This window comes from Shewanella sp. 6_MG-2023 (genome assembly GCF_030547195.1).
GTDB lineage: Bacteria > Pseudomonadota > Gammaproteobacteria > Enterobacterales > Shewanellaceae > Shewanella.
On sequence record NZ_JAUOQU010000040.1, the window covers coordinates 15,672 to 38,672 of the forward strand.

General features: G+C 39.9%; 20 protein-coding genes and 2 pseudogenes. 12 read left to right on the forward strand and 10 right to left on the reverse strand.

Features of this window, described 5'->3' with window-relative positions:
- The first annotated feature begins 244 nt into the window (after positions 1 to 244).
- Positions 245 to 1,186 (forward strand): kelch repeat-containing protein, encoded by a 942-nt coding sequence (locus Q4533_RS17925; RefSeq protein ID WP_303503629.1) that lies wholly within the window; start codon positions 245 to 247, stop codon positions 1,184 to 1,186.
- 159 nt (positions 1,187 to 1,345) lie between these two features.
- On the opposite strand, the pseudogene Q4533_RS17930 reads toward Q4533_RS17925, so the two are convergent.
- Positions 1,346 to 1,843: pseudogene (locus Q4533_RS17930) on the reverse strand (lactoylglutathione lyase family protein).
- Between the two features lie 426 nt (positions 1,844 to 2,269).
- Entirely contained in the window at positions 2,270 to 4,321 is a 2,052-nt protein-coding gene (locus Q4533_RS17935; RefSeq protein ID WP_303503631.1) for a S9 family peptidase, read from the reverse strand.
- 265 nt (positions 4,322 to 4,586) lie between these two features.
- Between Q4533_RS17935 and Q4533_RS17940 the strand changes: the two genes are divergently transcribed.
- Both Q4533_RS17940 and Q4533_RS17945 read left to right on the forward strand, forming a co-directional pair.
- Positions 4,587 to 5,849, forward strand: a complete 1,263-nt coding sequence (locus Q4533_RS17940) for an amidohydrolase family protein (protein WP_303503655.1) — start codon at positions 4,587 to 4,589, stop codon at positions 5,847 to 5,849.
- A 284-nt stretch (positions 5,850 to 6,133) separates the two neighbouring features.
- Positions 6,134 to 6,856: a hypothetical protein gene (locus Q4533_RS17945; RefSeq protein ID WP_303503633.1), complete on the forward strand. Its 723-nt coding sequence runs from the start codon at positions 6,134 to 6,136 to the stop codon at positions 6,854 to 6,856.
- Between the two features lie 4 nt (positions 6,857 to 6,860).
- Here Q4533_RS17945 and rsgA read toward each other — a convergent pair whose 3' ends face one another.
- Entirely contained in the window at positions 6,861 to 7,913 is a 1,053-nt protein-coding gene (rsgA, locus tag Q4533_RS17950; RefSeq protein ID WP_303414478.1) for a ribosome small subunit-dependent GTPase A, read from the reverse strand.
- 426 nt (positions 7,914 to 8,339) lie between these two features.
- On the opposite strand from rsgA, the gene Q4533_RS17955 reads away from it, so the two are divergent.
- The 3 genes from Q4533_RS17955 (at position 8,340) to lepB (ending at position 10,682) form a co-directional block, all read left to right on the forward strand.
- Positions 8,340 to 8,528 carry a hypothetical protein gene (locus Q4533_RS17955; RefSeq protein WP_102519505.1) on the forward strand — a complete coding sequence of 63 codons (189 nt, stop codon included), beginning with the start codon at positions 8,340 to 8,342 and terminating at the stop codon, positions 8,526 to 8,528.
- A gap of 49 nt (positions 8,529 to 8,577) precedes the next feature.
- Positions 8,578 to 9,771, forward strand: a complete 1,194-nt coding sequence (locus Q4533_RS17960) for a sodium:proton antiporter (protein WP_303503635.1) — start codon at positions 8,578 to 8,580, stop codon at positions 9,769 to 9,771.
- 239 nt (positions 9,772 to 10,010) lie between these two features.
- Positions 10,011 to 10,682: a signal peptidase I gene (gene lepB / locus Q4533_RS17965; RefSeq protein WP_102519507.1), complete on the forward strand. Its 672-nt coding sequence runs from the start codon at positions 10,011 to 10,013 to the stop codon at positions 10,680 to 10,682.
- Here lepB and Q4533_RS17970 read toward each other — a convergent pair.
- The 4 genes from Q4533_RS17970 to Q4533_RS17985 form a co-directional block, all read right to left on the reverse strand.
- The gene (locus Q4533_RS17970) at positions 10,668 to 11,087 is read right to left on the reverse strand and encodes a DUF3010 family protein (protein WP_102476710.1); all 420 of its coding nucleotides are present in this window, start codon (positions 11,085 to 11,087) and stop codon (positions 10,668 to 10,670) included. The genes lepB and Q4533_RS17970 overlap by 15 nt on opposite strands.
- Positions 11,088 to 11,542: 455 nt before the next feature.
- On the reverse strand, positions 11,543 to 12,901 hold the full coding sequence (locus Q4533_RS17975) for a sodium-dependent transporter (protein ID WP_102476711.1): 1,359 nt from the start codon (positions 12,899 to 12,901) through the stop codon (positions 11,543 to 11,545).
- Positions 12,902 to 13,271: 370 nt separating this feature from the next.
- Positions 13,272 to 13,745, reverse strand: coding sequence for an Lrp/AsnC family transcriptional regulator (locus tag Q4533_RS17980; RefSeq protein ID WP_102519508.1), 474 nt, complete (start codon positions 13,743 to 13,745; stop codon positions 13,272 to 13,274).
- 126 nt (positions 13,746 to 13,871) lie between these two features.
- Positions 13,872 to 15,599, reverse strand: a complete 1,728-nt coding sequence (locus Q4533_RS17985; protein ID WP_303503639.1) for a cation:proton antiporter — start codon at positions 15,597 to 15,599, stop codon at positions 13,872 to 13,874.
- Between the two features lie 374 nt (positions 15,600 to 15,973).
- On the opposite strand from Q4533_RS17985, the gene Q4533_RS17990 reads away from it, so the two are divergent.
- The 5 genes and pseudogenes from Q4533_RS17990 to Q4533_RS18010 all read left to right on the forward strand — a co-directional run bounded on the left by Q4533_RS17990 (position 15,974) and on the right by Q4533_RS18010 (position 19,108).
- Positions 15,974 to 17,353 (forward strand): Na+/H+ antiporter NhaC family protein, encoded by a 1,380-nt coding sequence (locus Q4533_RS17990; protein WP_102519509.1) that lies wholly within the window; start codon positions 15,974 to 15,976, stop codon positions 17,351 to 17,353.
- 126 nt (positions 17,354 to 17,479) lie between these two features.
- Positions 17,480 to 17,932, forward strand: a complete 453-nt coding sequence (locus Q4533_RS17995) for an NUDIX hydrolase (RefSeq protein ID WP_303503641.1) — start codon at positions 17,480 to 17,482, stop codon at positions 17,930 to 17,932.
- Between the two features lie 91 nt (positions 17,933 to 18,023).
- Positions 18,024 to 18,342 (forward strand): annotated as a pseudogene (locus tag Q4533_RS18000) (FMN-binding negative transcriptional regulator).
- Positions 18,333 to 18,590: a hypothetical protein gene (locus Q4533_RS18005; protein WP_303503643.1), complete on the forward strand. Its 258-nt coding sequence runs from the start codon at positions 18,333 to 18,335 to the stop codon at positions 18,588 to 18,590. Before Q4533_RS18000 ends, Q4533_RS18005 begins: the two are co-directional and overlap by 10 nt.
- A 62-nt stretch (positions 18,591 to 18,652) precedes the next feature.
- Positions 18,653 to 19,108, forward strand: a complete 456-nt coding sequence (locus Q4533_RS18010; RefSeq protein WP_303414451.1) for a GNAT family N-acetyltransferase — start codon at positions 18,653 to 18,655, stop codon at positions 19,106 to 19,108.
- Here Q4533_RS18010 and rrtA read toward each other — a convergent pair.
- Both rrtA and queC read right to left on the reverse strand, forming a co-directional pair.
- Positions 19,105 to 19,746, reverse strand: a complete 642-nt coding sequence (rrtA, locus tag Q4533_RS18015) for a rhombosortase (protein WP_303503645.1) — start codon at positions 19,744 to 19,746, stop codon at positions 19,105 to 19,107. The genes Q4533_RS18010 and rrtA overlap by 4 nt on opposite strands.
- Positions 19,747 to 19,760: 14 nt before the next feature.
- A complete protein-coding gene (gene queC, locus Q4533_RS18020) occupies positions 19,761 to 20,453 on the reverse strand; it encodes a 7-cyano-7-deazaguanine synthase QueC (protein ID WP_303503647.1) in 693 nt (230 codons plus the stop codon).
- 354 nt (positions 20,454 to 20,807) lie between these two features.
- Here queC and queE point away from each other — a divergent pair, with 354 nt between their 5' ends.
- A complete protein-coding gene (gene queE / locus Q4533_RS18025) occupies positions 20,808 to 21,476 on the forward strand; it encodes a 7-carboxy-7-deazaguanine synthase QueE (protein ID WP_303503649.1) in 669 nt (222 codons plus the stop codon).
- Between the two features lie 63 nt (positions 21,477 to 21,539).
- Here queE and Q4533_RS18030 read toward each other — a convergent pair whose 3' ends face one another.
- Positions 21,540 to 22,613 carry a PLP-dependent cysteine synthase family protein gene (locus Q4533_RS18030; RefSeq protein ID WP_303503651.1) on the reverse strand — a complete coding sequence of 358 codons (1,074 nt, stop codon included), beginning with the start codon at positions 22,611 to 22,613 and terminating at the stop codon, positions 21,540 to 21,542.
- Between the last annotated feature and the right edge of the window lie 388 nt (positions 22,614 to 23,001).

Below are 23,001 nucleotides of genomic sequence, written 5' to 3' on the forward strand. Positions count from 1 at the left end.
TTGACACATTTATATAACATGTTACCAATAGTCGCAACCATTATTACCAAATTGTTTAATTTTGTTATACCAAAGTATATATTGGTAGCCGTGATTTTTGTAAGTCAGCTGAATAAGGAGTTGTATAAAGGAGCGGTTATAATCAGAATAGCTTAAATTTAAGTGAGTGAAAGTTAGGTAACTCATTGACGGTGAAAGGATACTTCAATATTCTACGGCCTTCATAATTTAATGGATTAAAGACATGATGAAGCCAAAAATTAATTTTCTATTACTGCCGATACTTATTTTAATGATTCTTAGCGGTTGTAGTAGCAATCCTGTGTTACCCCCTGAGCCCATTACCTTGTCTAGCGCTCGATTTGGTCATGCCGCAGTCAATGATGGTCAAAACATTTATGTATTGGCAGGGTCTAACAGCACAGGTTTTCTTTCCGACATTGAAATCATTGAGCCTATATCAGGTAAAAAGCAGGTGTTAGCGAATAAACTCATCCCAAGAAGGTATTTTTCTGCGGTTTGGGATGGGCAAGAGTCAATTTATATTATTGGTGGTGTCAGCTTTGAGGCCCAAAAATTTAGATATGAACACCGCGTAGAAGTGTTTAATACCGTGACCCACCAAGTTAGCTTTGCCAAGCCGTTACCTGCACCAACAAGACGTAATAGTGCGGTTTTATTTAATGGAAATATTTATGTTGTTGGTGGTTCATACCTTAAAAATGGTCAATTCGCACCGAGTGGCTTAGTCGCTGTGTTAAATGGTGAGACACAAGGCTGGGTTAGAGCGGCCAATATGCCAACCACGAAAGAAACTAGAGCAGTGGTTCATGATGGTTATATCTATGTGGTGGGTGGCTATGATAATAAAAACTCATTAACAGCTTTTGAAAAATATGATCCGCAATTAAAAAAGTGGCAATCATTACCCGCTTTACCTGAAGCTATCAGTGCCCATTCAATGTCAGTGGTTAACCAAAAGCTGTTTGTATTTGGGAGTTATGACAATTTGACATTAACTTACGCATACGATTTTGTCAGTGAGCAATGGATGAAGATTGATATTGGTTATCAAGCCAGTAGACATAATGCAGCGACCACACTCGGTGACACCACTTATGTGATTGGCGGCAATACCGACATAAAAGGTCAATATCTGAAAGATATACAAGTCTTTAAATTGTAGTTTTAGCGAATGTAAGCTTATTCAGGCTGTTCACAGCTGAAATCAATCATGCCCCATCAATGGCTACTTTTTAAAGGTTTAGCGGACGGGGCATGTTTGAACTATCTACAATGGTCGACGATTACAGCTGATAACCCGCCTTTTAAAGCTTGATAGTCGCTATTTATAAGCACCATCAGAGTAGGTTAGTTCATAGCTATGTGAGTATATTTCAAGGATATTCCCGAACGGATCTTCCATGTATATCATGCGATATGGTTTTTCACCTGGCTAATAAAAACGTGGTTTTGCCATACGTTTTTTACCACCAGCAGCAACAATTTTTTCTGCAAGCCCTTCAACATCAGGATCTTGTACACAAAAGTGGAACACGCCGGTTTTCCAATATTCAAAGTTATCTTTTGGATTTTGCTGATTTTTAAACTCAAAAATTTCAACTCCAACTCTATCACCAGTGGATAGATGAGCAATGCGAAAGTGTTCCCAACCACTCCCAAATACATCAGTACACATTTCACCAATGGCGGAGTTATCTTCTTTAATTTCAGTGGGCGCCATAATGAGGTACCAACCTAATGTCTCGGTATAAAACTTTACCGCGGCTTCAAGATCGGGCACTGATATACCGATATGGCTAAACGTACGTGGATATGTCATCTGTGTTCCTTATCATATGAGAATTGGCATAGTTTATTACTGCTCAAATATAGCCAAACTATAGAAAGTTGCACTGAAGATACGGCTGAAGTGGTTTATTCGATCAACAGAAATCATTTAGATAAGGTGAACTAGGCTAAGGAATGCGTGTATGGAAGGTTATCGCTCTGGTATATAAATAAAAAGCCAGCATATTGCGGGGCAAAATATGCTGGCTTTATTGTGTTGCAGTGATTATCTAAATTGTGGTTTGTTTATTGATTTAGTTTTCAACTTGATACTTTTCAAACCACCACAGTATATGAGCCACTTTCGACATTCTAAACTGTGGTTTGTTTATTGATTTAGTTTTCAGTTTGATACTTTTCAAACCACCACAGTATATGAGCCACTTTCGAGATTCTAAACTGTGGTTTGTTTATTGATTTAGTTTTCAGTTTGATACTTTTCAAACCACCACAGTATATGGGCCACTTTCGACATCAAATTACTGGGCCTTTTATAAATTCCATGGGGCGCATCAGGAATTCGCACCATAGCAGTATCAATATTGCGTAATTTAAGCGCTTGATAAAACTGCTCAGTTTCAGCAATAGGTGTACGTTGATCTGCTTCACCGGTTAATAGCATTGTTGGGGTGGTGACATTACCCACATAGCTGATGGGTGATAATTTCATGTAATGGGCGCTGTCTTCCCACGGCATTTTCTCGAACCAGTTTTTAATCACAAAAGGGTAGATATCAGTTGTTAATACAAAGCTATACCAATTGATTACCGGTTTTGCGACCACAGCCGCTTTAAATCTGTCAGTGTGCCCCACAATCCACGCTGTCAGTACGCCGCCACCAGAGCCGCCAGTAACAAATAATGCATCTTCATTAATCGCATCTTGTGCGATAACGCCATCAACCACAGACATTAAGTCATCATAATCTTGGCTTGGGTAGTTATTATGGATTGTTTGAGCAAACTCTTTACCGTAACTGTCACTACCGCGGGGGTTAGCGTATACCACTACGTAACCACTTGCCGCCATCAGTTGTACTTCAGCTGAAAAGTGCGGTCCGTAATTGGTGACGGGGCCACCGTGGATTTCTAAAATTAGCGGGTATGTTTTACCGGCTTTTTTACCTGCTTCATAACCCGGCGGGTAAGCGACCCATGCTTGAATATCGCGCTGATCAAATGAAGATTTAACATTGAGCTCTTTAATGGTGGCCAAGGTTTTGTAATTAAGGGCGCTATCGCTAAGGCTGGTTAACTGCTTAGTTTTGCCTTTTTTAGTAATGGCGACATCAGCAGGGCGTTGTGGATTTGAATAGGTAAAGGCAATGGTGCCATCTGCAGCTACATCAAATTGACTACCTGTATATGGGCGGCCAAATGCTAATCCACCAAGGTTTTGTGCCACTACCTTACGTTTGCCGTTAAGGGGTTGATAGGCAACATAGGTTTCGCCATGGTCATGGTAATTAAAGTAAACTGCTTTACTGTTATCAGCCCATTTTATGCTGTTAATTGAACGGTCTAAATTGGTGGTTAATGAATGTTTACCTGAACCATCAATATTCATGATGTATAGCTCAGTATTTTCGTAATTTTTATGGTTTTGATCTGCACCTAAATAAGCAATATATTTACCATTTGGCGATACCATAGGGCTGATATCTGGGCCGACTCTATCGGTTAACTGAGTGACTTTTTTGGTATTGAGATCTAAGCGGTACAGATTATTATCAGTCCATTCTAAGTCACTTTCTGCGCGTTTATTACTGGAGTAGAACAGTTGCTTACCGTCCTGACTCCAGCTTAATTGACCATTATGATCATATTCACCAGAGGTTAATTGACGCGCTGCGCCGCCATCTGCTGACATCACAAAGATGTGACTATTGCCGGGTTTACTAAAGCCTGCGCCATCAAAGCGGTAATACATATCATCAATATAAACTGCAGGTTTTGCCCATTCAGCACCTTTAGGCATGCCCGGTAATGACACTACTGATTTTGGTTTGCTAGCGACAAAACGCGTAAAAGCCAACTGTTTGCCATTGGGTGACCAAGACAAGTTAGCGGGCGAATCAGCAAAGTGGCTGATTTGTGCAGCGTCTCCAGTTTCTAGCCATTTCATATGGATTTGAGGTGCGCCACTGGCAGTAGAAATATAGGCTAACTTGGTATTATCTGGTGACAGTGTTGGCGAGTAATCGACATGCAGTCCATTCGTCACTGGAGTGAGCGTTTTATTTTTATCGACCTTCCAAATATTACCGAGTTTTTTGTCCGTTTGAATGTCCATATAATTACGAACAAAAAAAACCTCATCGCCATCGTTGTTGATAGTAAGGCCTGATGCATATTGCAGATTGAAAACATCTTCTAATTGCAAGGTTGAGTCAGAGTCTTGCGCAAACACCATCATTGACGCAAAAGGGGCAATTAATAATAGGCCCATGCTTTTATTAAATATATTCACTAAATTTAGTCCTTTTTGAGTTATTTTTAGCGATTTTAGAAAAGTCCTGTGCAGGTTTTTGTTTGCTAACACATGTATTTCATTAAACACCGAGTGAGTAAATTACCATATGTAGCGTAAATGACAAGCTGATGTGAATCGTTGTTTACATTTGTGGTGAGTTGAGTATATTAAATGCAAATTAACTCTCTCTTAAATGGTTATAACAATGCTAACAACCACACCAATCAATAAAAGTTTCTTTAAAGGTCTCTCGCTAGTTGCGATGTCTTTAACCAGTTTATTAACGCACTCTGTACTCGCTGACACCAAAGTAATACATGCAGGTGAGCTATTAGCTTTGCCGGGTAAGGCGCCATTATCAAAGCAGACAGTGGTCATTAAAGATGGTGAGATTATCGCAGTAGAACAAGGGTTTATTGCGGCTTCAACCTACGGTAGTGATGCTCAGTTTGTCGATTTATCTGATCGCTTTGTGATGCCAGGTTTGATGGATATGCATGTTCATTTACAAATGGAATTTGGCCCGGATAATATTAGCGATACGGTAAAACTGTCTGATGCAGATATCGCAATGAAAAGTGTTCATTATGCTAAAACCACTCTGATGTCGGGCTTTACTACGGTGCGAGACTTACTCAGTGAGCCAGAGCAAATGTATGCCTTACGCGACGGGGTCGAAAAAGGCTGGATTGACGGCCCGCGTATTATCGCAGCAGCGGGTGTTTCAATTACGGGGGGGCATTTAGATGTCGATGGCATGGCGCCGGATTTGTTAGCAATGAAGTCACCAATGACGATTTGTGATGGGCCTTTTGAATGCCGAAAAATAACCCGTGAAGCGATAAAATATGGCGCTGACGCTATTAAGGTCGCCTCTACTGGTGGGGTGTTGTCTGACACAAACACGGGTACTGGTCAGCAAATGACTGATAATGAATTAAAAGAAATTGTTGCTACAGCCCATGGGTTAGGGCGTAAAGTTGCCAGTCACGCACACGCTACGGCAGGTATCAATGCCGCACTTCGAGCTGGAGTCGACAGTGTTGAGCATGGAAGCTATGCCGATAAAGAAACTATCAAGTTATTCAAAAAAACGGGGGCGTATTTAGTTCCTACCCTACTGGCTGGTGCTACAGTTGTCGATATGGCTGAAACCTCAGACTTTATGTCAGCGCCCATCAAAGCCAAAGCGATTCGTGTCGGCGCAGATATGCTTGCCAATTTTGAAAAGTCTTACAAGGCAGGTGTTAAAATTGCCTTTGGCACCGACAGTGGTGTTTCTAAGCACGGTATTAATGCTCAAGAAGCAGTATTAATGCATCAAGCTGGCATGACCACCGCAGATATTTTAAAGTCCGCAACCGTTAATGCTGCTGATTTAATCGATATGAGTGACAAACTCGGCACCATAGAAACAGGCAAATATGCAGATATTATTGCTTTAGATTCAAGCCCGTTAGACAACATTTCACAGTTACTTGATGTGGGGTTTGTGATGAAAGGTGGCAAGATTTACAAGCAGTAATAACCTCAACGGTAAACATTGCATAAAAGGCGCTACGGCGCCTTTTTTCTTGCTACAAGCTTTTAAATTATAAGGATTAAGTTACATATATGACATTTAGTTCGTAACTGGAAACTTAACAATAGAATCTTTTCTTAATGGTAATTCAAGTCGATTGACTTAGTGATTTAGTGACTTAGCCAACAAAGATTACCAAAAATGTTATTAGCCTCTAAACTAAAATAAGCGCTTAACGAGTTGTAATTAGCTTAGCTATATTCATCATTAAATAAAGGCAGGTAATAATGGCAAAAGATAAGCCAAGTTTTATTGAGCTATATGGGCACTTATATAACCCCGCTGATGGCTCAGTTAATCGAGCTGAGGGCTCTAATCATCAGGTTGAAGACCCTGGTAATCAAGTTAGCGGCGCTGTGAATCACACTGCGGTTAACGATAGTGGTCAATACACTAATCATTCTTTAGGGGTGTCTTTTACAAAACCTGCCGGTTGGCATTTTATGTCGTTAAAGCCGTTTACAGCATCGATAACTTCACAAGAACTTTCACAAAGTCGCTTTACCCAAAATCTTATTAATGGTGAAGATCCGATTGTAGTGATGTCGCAAATCAATGCTCAATATAGCCGCACCATGGGGCCTTCCATCAGTGTTTATGCCGAACCTTTTACTTATCAAAAAGGTGAAAGCTTGCATGGGTTAGTGAAAGGGTTTGAAGCCTTATACAAAAAAGGTTTAAAGCAATACAAGATCCTCAGCATCGCTAAAGAATTCAAAATAAATCAGTGTGACTCAATCGAATATACCTCACAGTTTTTATTTAAAGCGACCTGGGCGGAAAAACTCACTCGGAATCGGTGCCTTATTTCGGTGAATGAACCAATTATATTCACTTTTAATATGATTGATGTACCTAAAGATGAATTAGTAAATCCCGCTAATGATAACCCTTCACATGATGCCCAATATTTATTTGATCAATTTAAAGCCAGTATTCGCTACTTTTGATGGTTTAAAAAGCGCCTTTTTTACGATTACGTGATTCAGACTGAACTGAGTTTATCATTTTGCCAAAGGCTTTATCTTTAGCCCTTTTTTCCGCTAAGGTGGCACCATTTAACGCTTGTTCACGCATAAGTTTTTGATAACTAGCATAGCGCCGAGCAGTAATTACCCCAGATTCTATGGCTGCACGAACCGCACAACCTGGTTCATTGGCATGACTACAATCAGCAAAACGACACTGCTGGGCTAATTCAGTAATTTCACTGAAGGTTTCATTTACGCCTTGCTCGCAAGCGCCAAGTTGTAACTCGCGCATACCTGGAGTGTCGAGTATTAAACCGCCTTGTGGCAAAGTCTTTAAGGCTCTAGAGGTAGTGGTATGACGGCCTTTGCTGTCATCTTCACGTATATCACTGGTTAATTGTGCTTCAAAACCCATAAGTCCATTTACTAGCGTTGACTTCCCGACACCTGATGAACCGAGTAGGGCAATAGTGTTGCCCTGCTTACAGTATGTATCTAGTACTGATAATTGTTCTTTGTCCAATGCATTAATGGCATGCACCATCATAAATGGATCAAGGCTTTGTACTTGGGCTAGCTTATCATCTAAATCTTGACAAAGATCCGCTTTAGTTAAAATGATGATCGGTTCTACCTGAGCTTCTTTGGTTAAAGCTAAATAGCGCTCTATTCGGCTAAGATTAAAATCCTGATTCAACGAACACACAATAAACACACTATCAACATTAGCTGAAATTAGTTGTGTTTCGACTTTACTACCTGGGGCTTTACGTTGGAATAAGGACTGTCTGTCTAATAGTCTATGAAATTGATTATCACCATTGAATAATACCCAGTCACCGACACATAAACGTTCAGCAGCTTGTGAAAATGATTGATTTAGGCTGCAGTGACCATGCTCTGATAACACCACAACACCGCTGCGGTGCTGTTCAATTACCCGGCCTATGTTGAAGTCAGTTAACTCATCGAGAGTGAGTTGTTGTTGAAAGAAAGGGCGCCAGCCGAGTTGGGATAAAGACGGAAGTGTATGCATAGTTTTACCTTGAAGGCCTGTTTTTTCACGAAAAAGTTCTGATACAAGTTTTGATACAAGCCTTTAGTTCAATTACTTTCGAAACAGGAAATGAAATTCTTAATTAATTTTAGCAGTTAAATTGGCTGTGATATTAAACAAAATGCTGCCAATAAGGTACTTAAGTTATCGTCGCTGCCTTTTATGGCTGCCAATTTTAATCATGGGTGCTTATATTACATAGTTGGTAACTTATAGAAGGGATACTTTATATGAAACTTATCAGTAAAGCTTTACAGTTTCAGGGCTTGAGGTGTCAACTGAAATGCTCAATATGGCTCGTAAACGGCATCCCGAGATTCATTTTATCCAAGGCGATATCTGTGAGTGTGACTTCCTGAAAAATATCATTTTATAACGGCATGGGACAGTATTTAGCATGTACCCTTGAAAGAGCAAGAAAACCTTATTGCTAAAATAGTAGCAAGCTTAAATGTTAACGGAGTAGTTATATTTTCTTTTGATGCTACTGTTCAAAAAGGTGAGTATTCTGCCTTTATCGCTTCAATCAAAGGATTAACCATAAGTAAAATAAGCTTTGCTATGAATGCTCATCCCTGTAAATTAACCTTATAGATTGTTCGATAAATAACCGGGCATCAGGCCACAATAGGGAAGTTGATAAATGTATTCAGAGTTAGCCATTTTGGCTGTTTTTACTTTATGTTACAGCTTGGTCGCAGGGCGATTTGAACGCTCAATGATTTCTGGCCCTATGGTGTTCGTGGTGGTGGGTTTTGTGCTCGGCCCATCTGCTCTGAATTGGCTGGGTAGTGACCTTGATGGTATTGGCATTAGGGTGTTTGCAGATATTACCTTAGCCATAGTGTTATTTTGTGATGCATCAAACGCCAATTTAACTGTACTGCGTAAGCACATTAATATCCCTACCAGAATGTTACTTTATGGTTTGCCCGGGGCAATTTTATTAGGCTTTTTGGCAGGCTTTGTATTATTTCCTAATCTCGGTGTCTTTGAAATCGCAGCGTTAGCCACCATGTTAGCTGCAACCGATGCTGCTTTAGGTAAGGCGGTGGTTTCAAGTCCTATTGTGCCAGCACCATTACGTGAAGGTTTGAATATAGAAAGTGGTTTGAACGATGGTATCTGTGTACCGATCTTATTTGTTTTTCTAGCGTTAGCGGCAGGTAGTGTTGCTGAAGGAGCGGTATCAGAATTAGCAGTACACTTTTTAGTTGAAGAATTAGGCATTGGGGTGCTGGTCGGTTTAAGCGTGTCGTTTATTGGTGCTGGTTTAATAAAGGCATGTTATAAAAAAGGCTGGATAACCGAGATTTGGAGCCAAAACCTTGTGTTAAGTTTGGCGCTGTCTAGCTTTGCCATCGCCCAAGAGTTAGGTGGCAGTGGTTATATAGCAGCATTTTCTGGCGGCTTGTTGTTTGGTTATTTATGCCAAGAGCATAAACATAAATTGTTATTACCAACCGAAGGTATTGGCGAAATTATGGCGCTTCTGACATGGTTATTATTTGGTGCATTTGTCATTGGAAATGCCTTTCACGAGTTTACTTGGACTATGCTGATTTATGCCTTACTCAGCTTGACCATTGTTCGTATGTTACCGATATTTTTGTCATTGGGCCGTGCTGGTGGCAATATCCCTTCTAAAATTTTTCTAGGCTGGTTTGGACCTCGGGGCCTTGCATCGATAGTGTTTGTTATTATCATGCTGGACAAGGATTTACCCGGCGGTAATTTTATGGCCATGACGGTGACTTGTACGGTGTTCATTAGCCTGATATTACATGGAATGTCTGCACAGCCTTTAGCTAAATGGATCAGTAAAAGGGCAGATTAAGTCCTGATTTAATAGGGAAGTGAGAGATTAGCTATCTCTCCCTTAATTTTTTGTCAGCAGCAAACAAAGCTAATCCCCATTCATGTTACGCCATTCACTTTTCACTTTTCACTATTTAAGATTTTATTCTTTGGTTTCACAGCACATATTAGATTAAAAATCGTTAAGCTTGATGTTGTTATTGATTGGTATTTGCTAATCTAAGTTAATGATTTGTTATTACATAAAAAGGAATTTATATGAACAATGCTGTAGTGAAAGCGATTAAAGCCAATAAGTCGTTATTGTTATTTATCATGTTAATGTGTGTTTTTCGAAGCGCTGTTGCAGACTGGTATACCGTGCCGTCAGGCTCAATGAAACCGACTATCATTGAAGGTGATAGATTGTATGCCGATAAAATGGCTTATGATTTACGAGTACCTTTTACGCACATTTCGCTTTATAAGATTGCAGATCCTCAGCGCGGCGATATTATTATTTTCGAATCTACTGCTGCTGATAATAGACTGGTTAAACGTGTCATTGGCATACCAGGGGATGTCATTGCATTGACGGATAATGTGCTCAGCATTAATGGAAAGACATTAGCCTATCAACCAATAAGTGCAACTGATTCATCCGAGGACAAAATTGAGCAGTTATTCTCTGAAACTAGCACGGTTAACCATTTCGTTCGTACCAGTAATAGTGGCTCTAGGCTTTCAAATTTTTCTGAGGTTACCGTACCAGAAGGTCATTACCTAGCACTAGGCGATAACCGTGATCATAGTTCTGATTCTCGAGTGATTGGTTTTGTACCTAGAGATGAAATCATAGCCAAAACATCCAGTGTAGTAATGTCATTTGACTATGATAATTACTACATTCCACGTTCAGAGCGCTTTTTACATAGCTTAATTAAGGGCTAAACTTTCATAAGCAAGATCATAAGCTTTGCCTAAATCTACGGTTTTAGGTTTAGCTGACTTGTGGTCTGCTTCTCGTTTATCGGTTGCTCTTATTGTGGCTGGATGAATAAAAACGATAGCTGGCTTCAATGTCGCCAATAAAGCACCTTCCAATAAAAAAGTACCCGCGCCGCCAGCACCTTGTCCTGTTGTAGATCGTCTATTAATAACTACTTTTTCAATATTATTGGCATCACAATATTGTGAAATTTGCTCTATCAGAATTTTCACTTCCGCTTGCTGAGGATGCTTGTCTACAGCCAGTTTATTGAACTTTGGATTAATGAGTTCGTGTGCTGTTCTTGTGCCCGTTAACGTTACTATCCGCATTTCATTTGCTTTAAGCATGATTCCCATTACATTCATGATATGTTCTCTTTTGTCATTTTTATTTGGTCAAATCAGCCTTTTGAAGGCGCTGACAGATAAACTTAATCGGCTATCACTTAATTTACTATCACTTAATTTACTATCACTTAATTTACTATCACTTAATTTACTATCACTTAATTGATTAGGGTGAAAATCATTATGATAATTATAGTGATAATAGCGCACTAACTTAACATGATACTGTTTATTTATACAGCGTTTGTGATTGGCGTTATTGAAGGCTGATATAGAGGTATATCTTGTCTTTGTAGTGGTTTTTTTGCTGTGTTAGTGGATATTTTAACCATTGGCACTTTTTTCATTAACTGAGTTCAGCAAGGGAAATTTGGGATGTACGACAAATTCATTTGTATAAAATAAGAAGGCTATAAAAATTATAATCTTATAGCCTTTTGTATATCTTAGTTAGCAGCTTGTTTTGAAAGTTATTAGCCTAAGAATAACTGCATGATTATCAAGCAGATTAATACTGGGCAAACAAACTTCACATAAACAGGCCACATACGCCAAAAGTAGCTATCTTTATCAACGCCTTGTTGCTGTGAAATTGCTGCAAGTAACGAATTCCTATGCCAAACCCAGCCTAAATATATCGCAATACCCAAGGCAATTAATGGCTGTGCTCGTTCAGTCGTTATGGTGATGATCAAACCAAATAACTCATTAAAGTTAAACACAATCACGCAAGCAACAGTGGCGATAAACGCGCCGACGACTAAACTGGCACTGTTACGTGTTAAGGACGTTTTTTCAACTAAATAGCTGGTGGGTACTTCTACAATTGACATTGCAGAGGTCAAACCGGCAATGGTCATTAATGAAAAAAACACGATTGCTAATAGATATTGGCTGATCCCACCTAAAGAATCAAAAAGCGCTGGTAATACACTAAACACTAAGGTGTCAGAATTTAGTAAACTGCCATCGTCAGCGAAAATTTGTACGCCATTGTGCTGGGCCACATACATGGCTGGAATAATCATTAACGCGGCTAGCAATGCGACGCTGGTGTCCATTAAGGTAACGTATGCGGTTAGTTTAGCTATGTTTTCTCGTTTATTAAGGTATGCACCGTATACCATCATGGCGCCAGTACCCACAGACAGTGAGAAAAAGGTTTGCCCTAATGCGCCCATTAACACCTCTGTATCTAATACCCTCGAAAAATCAGGCACAAATAATACTGACAAACCTTGCATTGCCCCTGGCTGGGTTAAAATATAGATAGCGCCAGCGACTAACATGACTAGTAACAGTGGCATCAATCGTTTTGACCAACGCTCAATTCCTTGCTGTACCCCTTGGCGGATCACCCATATCACCAGTGTGATAAACAATAGGGTAAAGACTAAATTTCTACTGATAGAAAAGTCCATTAACCAAGCAGCCACCTCAGCTTGGTTCGCCATCTGTGCCACTGGCGCTAGGGCAAAACTGACAAACCAGCCTGATAGAATGCTGTAGAAAGTACAAATAAGCGTGGCAGTGATAATTGAAACAAGTCCGATACTTTTAGCTATCTTTTTGGCTAAGGGCTTATTAGCAAGTTTAGCCATTGCATCAGCTGGATTAGTCTGTCCGTGACGACCAACCATTAATTCAGCCATTAACATAGGAAAGCCCAGCAGTAAAATTAACACGGCATAGACAAGTAAAAATGCACCGCCGCCATGGGTTGCAGCTTGTGTAGGGAATCCCCAGATGTTACCAACACCAACAGCAGAACCTGCTGCGGCCATAATAAAACCAATACGAGAACTAAATTGGCCAGATGATTTTACGCTCATGTGTTTAACTCTATAGACGCTAATAATTGAAGAGCGCGCATAGTAATGTCTTGAACCTTTTAAGCAATAAAAAATATTGCTAGCTAAATCTTTTTAGTGACTTTTAATGTGGCCTGGCTGTTATTATGTGGTTTTTTATTGCGATCTAATTGTTTTTGGTGATATTTAATTGTTTTACAGTGAGCAGATTTTCTCATCAGCGCAATTAAATATTAGTCGAGTTAATTTTCAAGAAAGTGATCTGCCGCAGGCGATGATGTTTTAATGTGCAATGATGTTCGGGCGATGACAGCTGAAGAGAAACAAATAAAAGCCTTTCAAGAACAGTGAAGGCATTGAGTCACATATTAGTGAGTGTTTATTCCTAGGGCTAGGGTAAGGGGATAGCTGTGCTACTTTTTACTTTTTTTAAGACAAAACTAGAATTAATACCAGCAATATGCGCATTGGTGGTTAACTTATCTAATAAAAACACCTTATATTGCTGCATATCAGTGACTAACACCTTTAAATAGTAATCAGCTTCACTGCCAGTAATTAAGCTGCATTCTTGCACTTCATCATATAAGGCAATATCTGCTTCAAATGCCTCTAAAATGGCAGCGCTGTGTTTTTCTAGTCTCACTTGAATATACACGGTTAATGCTAGCTTAAAATGATCTGCATTTAATAGGGTGGCATAACCACTAATGTAACCAGCATCTTCTAATGCTTTGACTCGCCTTGAGCAGGGAGAAGGTGACAAGCCTACTTGTTCAGCTAAGTCTTGATTTGATAACTTACCCGATGCTTGCAGTAATTTTAAAATGTGCAAATCGGTCTTATCAAGTGTCAGTTCTGCCATCGGTGTTCCTCAAAATGTTGTCTCACTCATGTCATTAATTAAGTGACATCAATAGATCTTATTATAATAACTGCTGTTGATTAAAACCGATCTTATACCAAAGATGACATTTTATCGAAGCCGTTATTAATTAACGGTTACGGGCTGTGATTCTGATGCGGCTTGCTTTCCCCACTGATGATATTCTTGCTCAAACAACTCTTGTTTAAGGTTATCGATTAACTGCATGGCGTCTTGTTCTGTTAGTCCAAAATTGCGCAATAAATCCAGTCCACGTAATAAAGTACTTTCAATATAAACAGATCCTGCATATTTCACCCCATGCTTATTTAAGTAGAATTCTTCCGCTCTTGAGTTTGTGCGAGCATAGATATCTAACTGTTTGTAATGAGACAGCATTAACGCAAGTCGTTTTAGTCTTTCTGAACCAGTTGCTGAAATAAAAGCGGCTTTTGCAACCTTTAACTGTGCCTTTTGCTGAATACCACTATTGAGGATGTCGCCGAAATGAGCATTTAGCCCTAATGCTTTACCTCTTTTAACGCATTCATAGTCAATATCGTAAGCAGCGTAGGAGATATGAGCTCTATCAGCCAGTAGAGCGATTAAACGGCCAACTTCATCTAAACCGATAATTACCAGTTGATTGTCAGCTGCGTGAGGATCATGACTGTCATTATAACGGTCAGTGATAAACTGTAAACTGAGCCAATTACCTAATTTATTCATAAAAGGTGTAATAATCATACTGATACTAATGATAATAAAGCCGACAGCTGCGTTATGACTGTCTAGCACGCCAGCGACAGTACCAATGCCTAATAATACGAAGGCAAATTCACCCACTTGGCTAAGGGTAAAACCCGTCTTGATGCTCACGGTTAAGCTTTTACCATCTATTAACGCTAATGTAATAAATACCAAGGTCTTAATCAGCACTGCAGCAGCTAACCAAATTAAAATTGTGCCAAAATCGCTTAAAAGTACTTCGGGGTTGATGGACATGCCCACTGACAGGAAAAATAACCCCATCAGTGCTTGTTTAAGTGGTGTTACCACTTCTTCTAACATTAACTTGAAATCAGAAGTTGATAGCAACATACCTAATATAAAAGCGCCTAAAGTTTGTGAAACCCCAGCGACACTAGACAGCCATAGAGTGGTAAAAATCACCACAAACAAACTTAACGCAAAGGCTGATTTGTTTTGACTGGTAATACTCATTTTTAGGCAAAATGGTAAAATATAACGGGCTAGAATGAACACACAAACCATCAAGCCAATTATTAACATGCTGGTATATAAACCAGAATTCGCATTGGTATTTTGTTGATGCGCTAAAATCGGAATTAGCGCCATAATCGGCACGACACTGATATCTTGAGCCATGAGATTCGAAAATATGTTTGTGCCGTGTGGGGTGTTGAGCTGTTTTCTCTCTTGCAGTAATGTCATCACCACAGCGGTAGAAGACTGTGAAAAAATGGCACCAATTACAAAACCCACTTCCCAAGCCAAACCCATAACAGTACCCAGCAGAGAAAATAACGCTGAGGTTAACAATACCTGACCAAAACCTTGAACAATAATGGTCTTTCTCATACTCCATAATTGTTGTGGCTTCATATCTAAGCCTAAAGTAAATAAAAACAAAACCACACCAAAATCGGCAATATTTTGTAAGGTTTCAATATTGGTTGTGGCAATAGGACCAGGTGTGTGTGGTCCTAAAATTATTCCTGCGACAATAAAACCTACAATGGTACCTACGCCTAATCGGGCAAAAATAACAATACTTATAGTAATGATACTTAACGCAATAATTGCGGGGAGTAAGTAATTATTGATATCCATGAATGTTCCATGATGTTTGAAGATCTGCGAATATTTAAACGGTTTTGTTCACTGCTTACTTTGGGACATACACAAAGGTGCGTAAAACAATAGTGGTTAAATTGTTATTTGTTTATATTTTAACAAGTTAAACTTCGCTTGATAAATCTTCATTGATGGATTAAACCCTACATAGGAATTCAAATAACCTATAAACTTTTAGGTGAGTTTAGGGTGATTTTTTATTCTTCCGCAATGAATTTGTATTCTGATATGTGTTTTTAAATAAATCCTTATTTTATTTCAATAATGTGTTTAGTTTTTGTTGACTAAAGCGCAATTCAACATTATTTTCTTTTCTTTATTAATCTTTCTTTTTTCAAGGAAAAACCGTGATGACAGAGCCATCTGCGATCAGTTTGATCCCGCCTTTGGTTGTTATAATTTTAGCGATTTTATTAAGAAGACCGATACTTGCCTTAGTGATAGGCGCAGTTGTGGGATTATTGATGCTAGATCCTGCTGAAGCATTGAATAATTTTTCAGAAATCTCACTGAGTGTAATGGCTGACGAAACTATAGGTTGGCTGATATTAGTGTGTGGTACCTTCGGCGCTTTGATCGCATTATTAGTCAGGACCGGCGGCGCTTTTGCCTTTGGTAAAAAAGCCTTACGAGTAGCGAAAGGGCCCAAATCGTCATTAATGATGACCTTTGTATTAGGTGTGGCCATCTTTATCGATGATTATCTTAACGCGCTCACCGTGGGTGAGACCATGAAGCGCGTCACCGATAAATATAAAATCTCCCGTGAAATGCTCGCTTATGTGGTTGACTCAACTGCGGCGCCTATTTGTGTGCTGGTGCCGTTATCAACTTGGGCTGTATTTTTCGGCGGTTTGTTAGTAGACAACGGCATTGCCGAATCGGGGCAGGGCATTGCGGTATATATGCAGGCGATTCCTTATATGCTCTATGCTTGGGTGGCAGTGGTCATGGTGCCATTGGTTATTTTAGGGGTTATCCCACTTATTGGACCGATGAAAAAAGCAGAATTTAAAGCCAAGCAAGGTATTGGTATTCCTGTGGATGAGTCTGAAGAAACCCATACCAGCGATGACTATGGCGTTAAGGCGATTGAAGACAATTTCAGCGCCGCAGATGAACAAGGCAAGTTACATAACTTTTTAGTGCCCATCATCTTACTGGTCGGTTTTACCGTGTACTTTGATATAGATGTCTGGCTAGGTTTATTAGCGACAATGCTGATCACTATTCCCTATTATGCGGTGCAAAAATTAATGCCATTCTCCGATATGATGGAGCAAATGATCGACGGCTTTAAAAGTATGTTACCTGCCATTGGTACTGTAATTGCAGCATTTATATTTAAAGATGTTTGCGATAAATTATTGCTGCCACTATTTGTAATTGAAAGCTTAAGCCCGTATATGACTGCGCAAATGTTACCAGCAGTGGTGTTTGTCGCAATGGCGGTTTTAGCGTTTGCTACGGGTTCAAGCTGGGGCATCTTTGCTGTCTCCATCCCCATTGTGATGCCGTTAGCCCAAGCTGTTGGCGCGGATATGCCACTCGTGATAGGCGCGCTGCTTTCTGCGTCATCTTTTGGCAGTCAGGCGTGTTTTTATAGTGACTCCACCGTACTCGCTGCCCAAGGTGCAGGCTGTAATTTAGTTAGCCATGCGGTAACGCAATTACCTTATACGCTTATTGCCGCTGGCATTACCTTTATTGGGTTTATTTTTATTGCTTAGAATATAAGTTCATAAGTCGAGGTTATCGCATTAAACCCGTGTTGATACTGAATGATTGTCAGTATCAACACGGGTTTTTTTATGGGATATTAATTATTACTAAATCAACCGTGGAGTCGCTGACAAATGGTGCTAGCTAATCAACAAGCGTTAACTAAGCAAACGGATTTTGAAGCTTTCACTGGTTGCAAGTTGGCCCTGATTTTTGAAGATAAATTAGTGGTGTATTTACGGGATGATAAAACCAGTATTCCTTTTCCAAATCAATGGGACTTTCCCGGTGGTGGCCGCGAAGGCAATGAGTCGGCCCAGGAGTGTGTGCTTAGAGAGCTACATGAAGAATTTGATATTGCGCTGCCAATAGACCGTTTGATATACAAACAGCGGGGGATTAACCAAACTGAAAATGGCCACTCCTACTTTTTTGTCGCTTATATTACTGAAACTGAAATAGATGCGATTAATTTTGGCTCAGAAGGCCAATACTGGCAATTGATGACCATAGCTGATTATTTGGCTCATCCAGCTGCAATAGCGCCATTAAAACAAAGATTACAGCAGTTTTTAGCAACGAATTAACGCGTTTATTGAGTCACTCATTAATACAGAGCTCCCAAAAAGTTAAACCTGCATATTAAGGATGCTCATGTACCTACCTAAAAAATTACAAATGCATTCTCACGAGGCTTTAGACTTTATCCAGCAGTTTGGCTTTGCTCTGCTTAGCTCGAGCGATTTACAAGCCTCTCATCTGCCAATAATCCTTAAAACTGATGCTGACGGTAATCACACGTTATATGGCAAAAGCCAATAATCATTGGAAAACATTGGATTTACAAACTGTGCTGGCGGTATTTTCTGGGCCTCATGGGTATATTTCACCTAATTGGTATGACGGTTTTCCTGCGGTGCCGACTTGGAGTTATGCTGCGGAACATGTCACAGGCCCTTTTGAGCTACTGATAACAATGAAACCATTTTGCATTTAACTGACACCATCGCTAAATATGAGCCAGAGTTACTGCAGCACGGTGGCTTTACTCCCCATGCTTACCGCGATAAATTGGCTAAAGCCATTGTGGGTTTTAAGATTTCAATTGCTTGCATAGAAGGGAAACTCAAGTTAGGCCAACATCGCTCAGAGGCTGATCAGTTAGGCGTATTAGCGGGTTTGGCACAATCAACAGACTTAGATGCTCAGCAGTTATATCAATATACTAAGCAAGTGTTGGGGTAAACATAAGCTTGGGCAGCGATGTGTGTTACTTAAACTGAATAAATCTTAGTTAAGGGGCGTTAATGCAGCAGTTAGGCAACAAGGGTTATGTTATTTCAACGGATCAAAATAAATTAGATATCAGTGTTATCCACGGTTTTATCTCACAAAGCTATTGGGCCAAAGGGGTGCCGATAACAGTATTAGCTAAGGCCATTGAGCATTCTTTGTGCTTTGGGGTATTTACTGACCAAGGCGAGCAAGTTGGTTTTGCCCGCCTTATCACAGATAGAGCCACATTCGCCTATCTAGCTGATGTGTTTATTACTGATCAACATCGAGGAAATGGTTTAAGTAAGTTACTCATCGAAAAGGTGATAAGTCACCCAGATATACAGGGATTAAGGAGAATGATGCTGGCCACAAGGGATGCTCATGGCCTTTACGCTCAATATGGTTTTCTGCCGGTAGATAATCCGGAAATCTTAATGCAAATTTGGCGGCCAAACATTTATCAGCAAGCACAAAATGATACTTAATTGTGGCTTGTTGACAGTGTTTGAGCGCGCTTTAAATAACCACTTAATGGCAACCAAATTAACCCGCACAATAACCCACTTACGACGCCAATTAAGTGAGACTCTGTGGCGACTCTGGCATTGATCAGCTCACTGACGCTGTCACTGGCGCCAAAATAGGTTTCATAACCAGCTTTGATGATGACCCCTAACAATAACAAATAGCCTGATTTAAAGCCTTTTCGGATATCAAGTAGCGCGCCAAAAGTGAAAAGTCCGTGTAATAGCCCGCTTAGCCCCACATAACCCTTTAGTTCTGGGTAAAACCAATATAAGCCGAGTCCTTCAAGCATTGCCAAACTCAAAAATAAGCCTGCGAGTTTAACGCTATGCTGTTTGTAGTGGGTCTCATGCAAAAACAAAATCACCCAAAAACCGGCTAGATTCATCAGTAAATGCCACAAGTTAGTGTGGAGCATATTACCGCTGAGTAATCGCCACCATTCACCTTGAGCAATTAACTCATAACGATAAGCCAGAAAATTGTCGATATCGATTTGGCCAATAGGCATTAAATTTAAAGCAAATAAGGTAGCGCAAATAACGCTTACCATAATTGCAAAAACATATACGCCAATTTGAGTCTGCTTGTTTGCCATGTCGTAAACCTATTTTAAGCCTTAGCCATTTTATGATTAAGCTCAGCCATTACAGTGTCAGCGTTAGCTAAATAATCATCTAAACCACGTTGACGTAGGGTACACGCTGGGCAATCACCGCAGCCCCTGCCTTTTATGCCGTTGTAACAAGTGAGGGTTTCATTTCTTACCAAGGTTAATGCTTGGTATTTATCTGCTAGCGCCCAAGTTTCAGCTTTGTTTAGCCACATTAATGGAGTGATAATTTGCAAGGATTTATCCATGCCTAACGCTAATGATTGCTGCATAGACTTGATAAATTCATCACGACAATCTGGATAGCCAGAAAAATCGGTTTCACACACACCGGTGATAATCGCATCGCAACCAAGCTGGTAAGCATAAATGCCCGCTAAGGTTAAAAATAGAATATTGCGCCCAGGGACAAAGGTATTAGGCAGTCCATTATTCATGATCTCATGGGATACCGAAATTGAATCTCGGGTTAGCGCAGATACCGCAAGTTCATTGAGTAAACCCACATCCATCACTTTATGGCTAGCTATGTTTAATTCTTTAGCAAGTGATTGGGCAATTTCAATTTCTTCACGGTGGCGCTGGCCATAATCAAAGGTGATGGCATGCACTTCGTCATATTGAGACATTGCTTGAATGAGGCAGGTTGTAGAGTCCTGACCACCGCTAAATACGACAATTGCTTTAGACATTTTTTTCACCATTAAAATATAATTTTATCAACATGTTCCTAGAGTAAGCTCTTTGAAACCGTTAATTTATTGAAGCAGTTTATTAAGCGCTAAATTATAACGATATTAACAATAACTTTCATGGTTATTTCCCCTTGGTTTAACGCAGGGGAATGAGTAGCGCATTATCTTTGATTATTATTTACAAGCTTTGAGTAAAGCAGATATTGATTGCGCAAACTCTCAGCAGATTTAATTTAGGAATAGGTTATTAGCGGACATTATCTATCAAGCGTTAATTATCTTGGCCTTTAATGTTGCAGCCTTAGTAAAAATACACTATAAATGCGCCCTTACTGAGAATAAGGCAGCCAAATGAAATACCCAGTTAATGAAGTTTTTGAAACTATCCAAGGTGAGGGCACGTTTACCGGCGTTCCTGCAATTTTTGTTCGTCTGCAAGGCTGTCCTGTTGGCTGCGCTTGGTGTGATACCAAACAGACTTGGGATGTATTAGAAGCAAATAAGGTCTCTCAAGAACAAGTTATTGCTGTAGATGGCACCATAGGCCGCTGGGCAAATCATGATGCGCATTCATTATTAACTGCATTTACTGAAAAAGGTTTTACTGCAAAACATATTGTCATTACTGGTGGCGAGCCATGCTTATATGACTTAAGTGAGTTAACCAGTCATTTGATTGAAGCTGGGAATAGTGTGCAGATTGAAACCAGTGGTACTTTCGAGATTCATTGTCATGAGCAAGTCTGGGTTACCGTGTCACCAAAAGTAAATATGAAAGGCGGCTATAAAGTCTTAAAAACGGCGCTAGAGCGCGCTAATGAAATTAAGCATCCCATTGCCACTCAACATCATATTGATGAACTCGATGAGTTATTAGCTGATATTGATGTCTCTGATAAAACCGTTTGTTTACAGCCCATCAGTCAAAAGCCGCGGGCAACTGAACTTGCCATGAAAACGTGTATAAGCCGTAATTGGCGTTTATCAATTCAGACCCATAAGTATTTAGATATCGATTAAGCGACATATTGCTAAAAATAAACCCGCCCGATGTGACATGGGGCGGGTTTAATTTTGAGTTTTTTACTCATTAAAGTTTACTAGACAACCACTGCTATTAAAATCGTGTAGTTGTTGTTCATATTGTTTTGTGCAGCCGATATTCTCGCTAATCCACTCGTGATTATAATAACTGTCTAAATAGCGTTCACCGGAGTCACATAGCAAAGTGACTAACGATCCTGTTTCGGCATTTTTTTTCATTTCGCAAGCTAACTGCAACACACCGTAAAGATTAGTACCAGTTGATGGACCGACTTTACGGCCAATAAACTGCTCTAACCACTTCATAGTGGCAATGGATGCCGTGTCAGGTATCTTCTTCATTTCATCGACGACACCGGCAATAAATGACGGTTCAACCCTTGGTCGACCAATGCCTTCGATTTTACTGCCTTTATCGCTGGTAATACTGGCATCGCCATTCATATAGTAGTCATAGAATACTGAGTTTTCAGGGTCTACCACGCATAGCTTAGTATCAAGTTGTTGGTAATTTAGATAGCGTCCAATTGTGGCTGAAGTACCGCCTGTGCCAGGACTCATCACAATCCATGTCGGTACTGGGTGCGGCTCTTTTTGCATTTGGTTAAAGATAGAGTCGGCAATGTTGTTATTGCCGCGCCAATCGGTGGCGCGCTCAGCATAGGTAAATTGATCCATGTAATGGCCATTCAGTTTGGTCGCTAACCGTTGTGATTCGGCATAGATTTGATCTGTTTTGAATACAAAGTGACAACTACCGCCATAAAACTCAATTTGTTGAACTTTTTTCTTTGCTGTCGATGCAGGCATTACCGCAATAAAAGGCAGTCCCAGTAAGCGTGAAAAATAGGCTTCTGATACAGCTGTGCTACCTGATGATGATTCTATGATGGTGGTGTTTTCATTAACCCAACCATTTGAAATTGCATATAGAAACAAAGAACGGGCTAATCTGTGTTTTAAACTGCCTGTTGGGTGGGTGCTTTCATCTTTGAGGTAAATGTCGATGCCATCTAACTGTGGTAAGTCTAATTTAATTAAATGTGTATCGGCGCTGCGCTGAAAATCAGCTTCAATTTTTCCGATGGCTTGATTAACCCATTGTTTAGACATCTGACATCCTAAATGTACTGTAATCAGATTATTTTAAAGATAAATAACAGTATCAGGAAGTTAAATTGTGATGTTTTATCAATAAGGTTACATTTTGACGCAGGAAAACTAAATAATAATCAGCTGGGTAATTAAACAAGGGGGAGACAAAGGTAGATTAGGGGAATGTTCTTAAGCTATAGATACTGAAACGGTAGACTTAAATGATTTATGAAACATGATTTATGAAGCAGATAGGGTAGTGATGATTTTACTTAATGAAGTGAACTTTATCGTGAAACTGAATGGATTAAAACTAAAGAAACTAAAAGAAATGGTGGAGGGAGAAGGATTCGAACCTTCGAAGGCTGAGCCGTCAGATTTACAGTCTGATCCCTTTGGCCACTCG

Excerpts from the sequence above, each read along its gene's own strand:
- rrtA (WP_303503645.1), bottom strand. The coding sequence starts at position 19,746 with ATGGCAAACAAGCAGACTCAAATTGGCGTATATGTTTTTGCAATTATG.
- Q4533_RS17925 (WP_303503629.1), top strand. The coding sequence starts at position 245 with ATGATGAAGCCAAAAATTAATTTTCTATTACTGCCGATACTTATTTTA.
- Q4533_RS17995 (WP_303503641.1), top strand. The coding sequence starts at position 17,480 with ATGGTGCTAGCTAATCAACAAGCGTTAACTAAGCAAACGGATTTTGAA.
- queC (WP_303503647.1), bottom strand. The coding sequence starts at position 20,453 with ATGTCTAAAGCAATTGTCGTATTTAGCGGTGGTCAGGACTCTACAACC.
- Q4533_RS17970 (WP_102476710.1), bottom strand. The coding sequence starts at position 11,087 with ATGAATGTAATGGGAATCATGCTTAAAGCAAATGAAATGCGGATAGTA.
- rsgA (WP_303414478.1), bottom strand. The coding sequence starts at position 7,913 with ATGCATACACTTCCGTCTTTATCCCAACTCGGCTGGCGCCCTTTCTTT.
- Q4533_RS17975 (WP_102476711.1), bottom strand. The coding sequence starts at position 12,901 with ATGAGCGTAAAATCATCTGGCCAATTTAGTTCTCGTATTGGTTTTATT.
- Q4533_RS18010 (WP_303414451.1), top strand. The coding sequence starts at position 18,653 with ATGCAGCAGTTAGGCAACAAGGGTTATGTTATTTCAACGGATCAAAAT.
- Q4533_RS17980 (WP_102519508.1), bottom strand. The coding sequence starts at position 13,745 with ATGGCAGAACTGACACTTGATAAGACCGATTTGCACATTTTAAAATTA.
- Q4533_RS17945 (WP_303503633.1), top strand. The coding sequence starts at position 6,134 with ATGGCAAAAGATAAGCCAAGTTTTATTGAGCTATATGGGCACTTATAT.
- Q4533_RS17990 (WP_102519509.1), top strand. The coding sequence starts at position 15,974 with ATGACAGAGCCATCTGCGATCAGTTTGATCCCGCCTTTGGTTGTTATA.
- Q4533_RS17940 (WP_303503655.1), top strand. The coding sequence starts at position 4,587 with ATGTCTTTAACCAGTTTATTAACGCACTCTGTACTCGCTGACACCAAA.
- Q4533_RS18030 (WP_303503651.1), bottom strand. The coding sequence starts at position 22,613 with ATGTCTAAACAATGGGTTAATCAAGCCATCGGAAAAATTGAAGCTGAT.
- lepB (WP_102519507.1), top strand. The coding sequence starts at position 10,011 with ATGAACAATGCTGTAGTGAAAGCGATTAAAGCCAATAAGTCGTTATTG.
- Q4533_RS17985 (WP_303503639.1), bottom strand. The coding sequence starts at position 15,599 with ATGGATATCAATAATTACTTACTCCCCGCAATTATTGCGTTAAGTATC.
- queE (WP_303503649.1), top strand. The coding sequence starts at position 20,808 with ATGAAATACCCAGTTAATGAAGTTTTTGAAACTATCCAAGGTGAGGGC.
- Q4533_RS17960 (WP_303503635.1), top strand. The coding sequence starts at position 8,578 with ATGTATTCAGAGTTAGCCATTTTGGCTGTTTTTACTTTATGTTACAGC.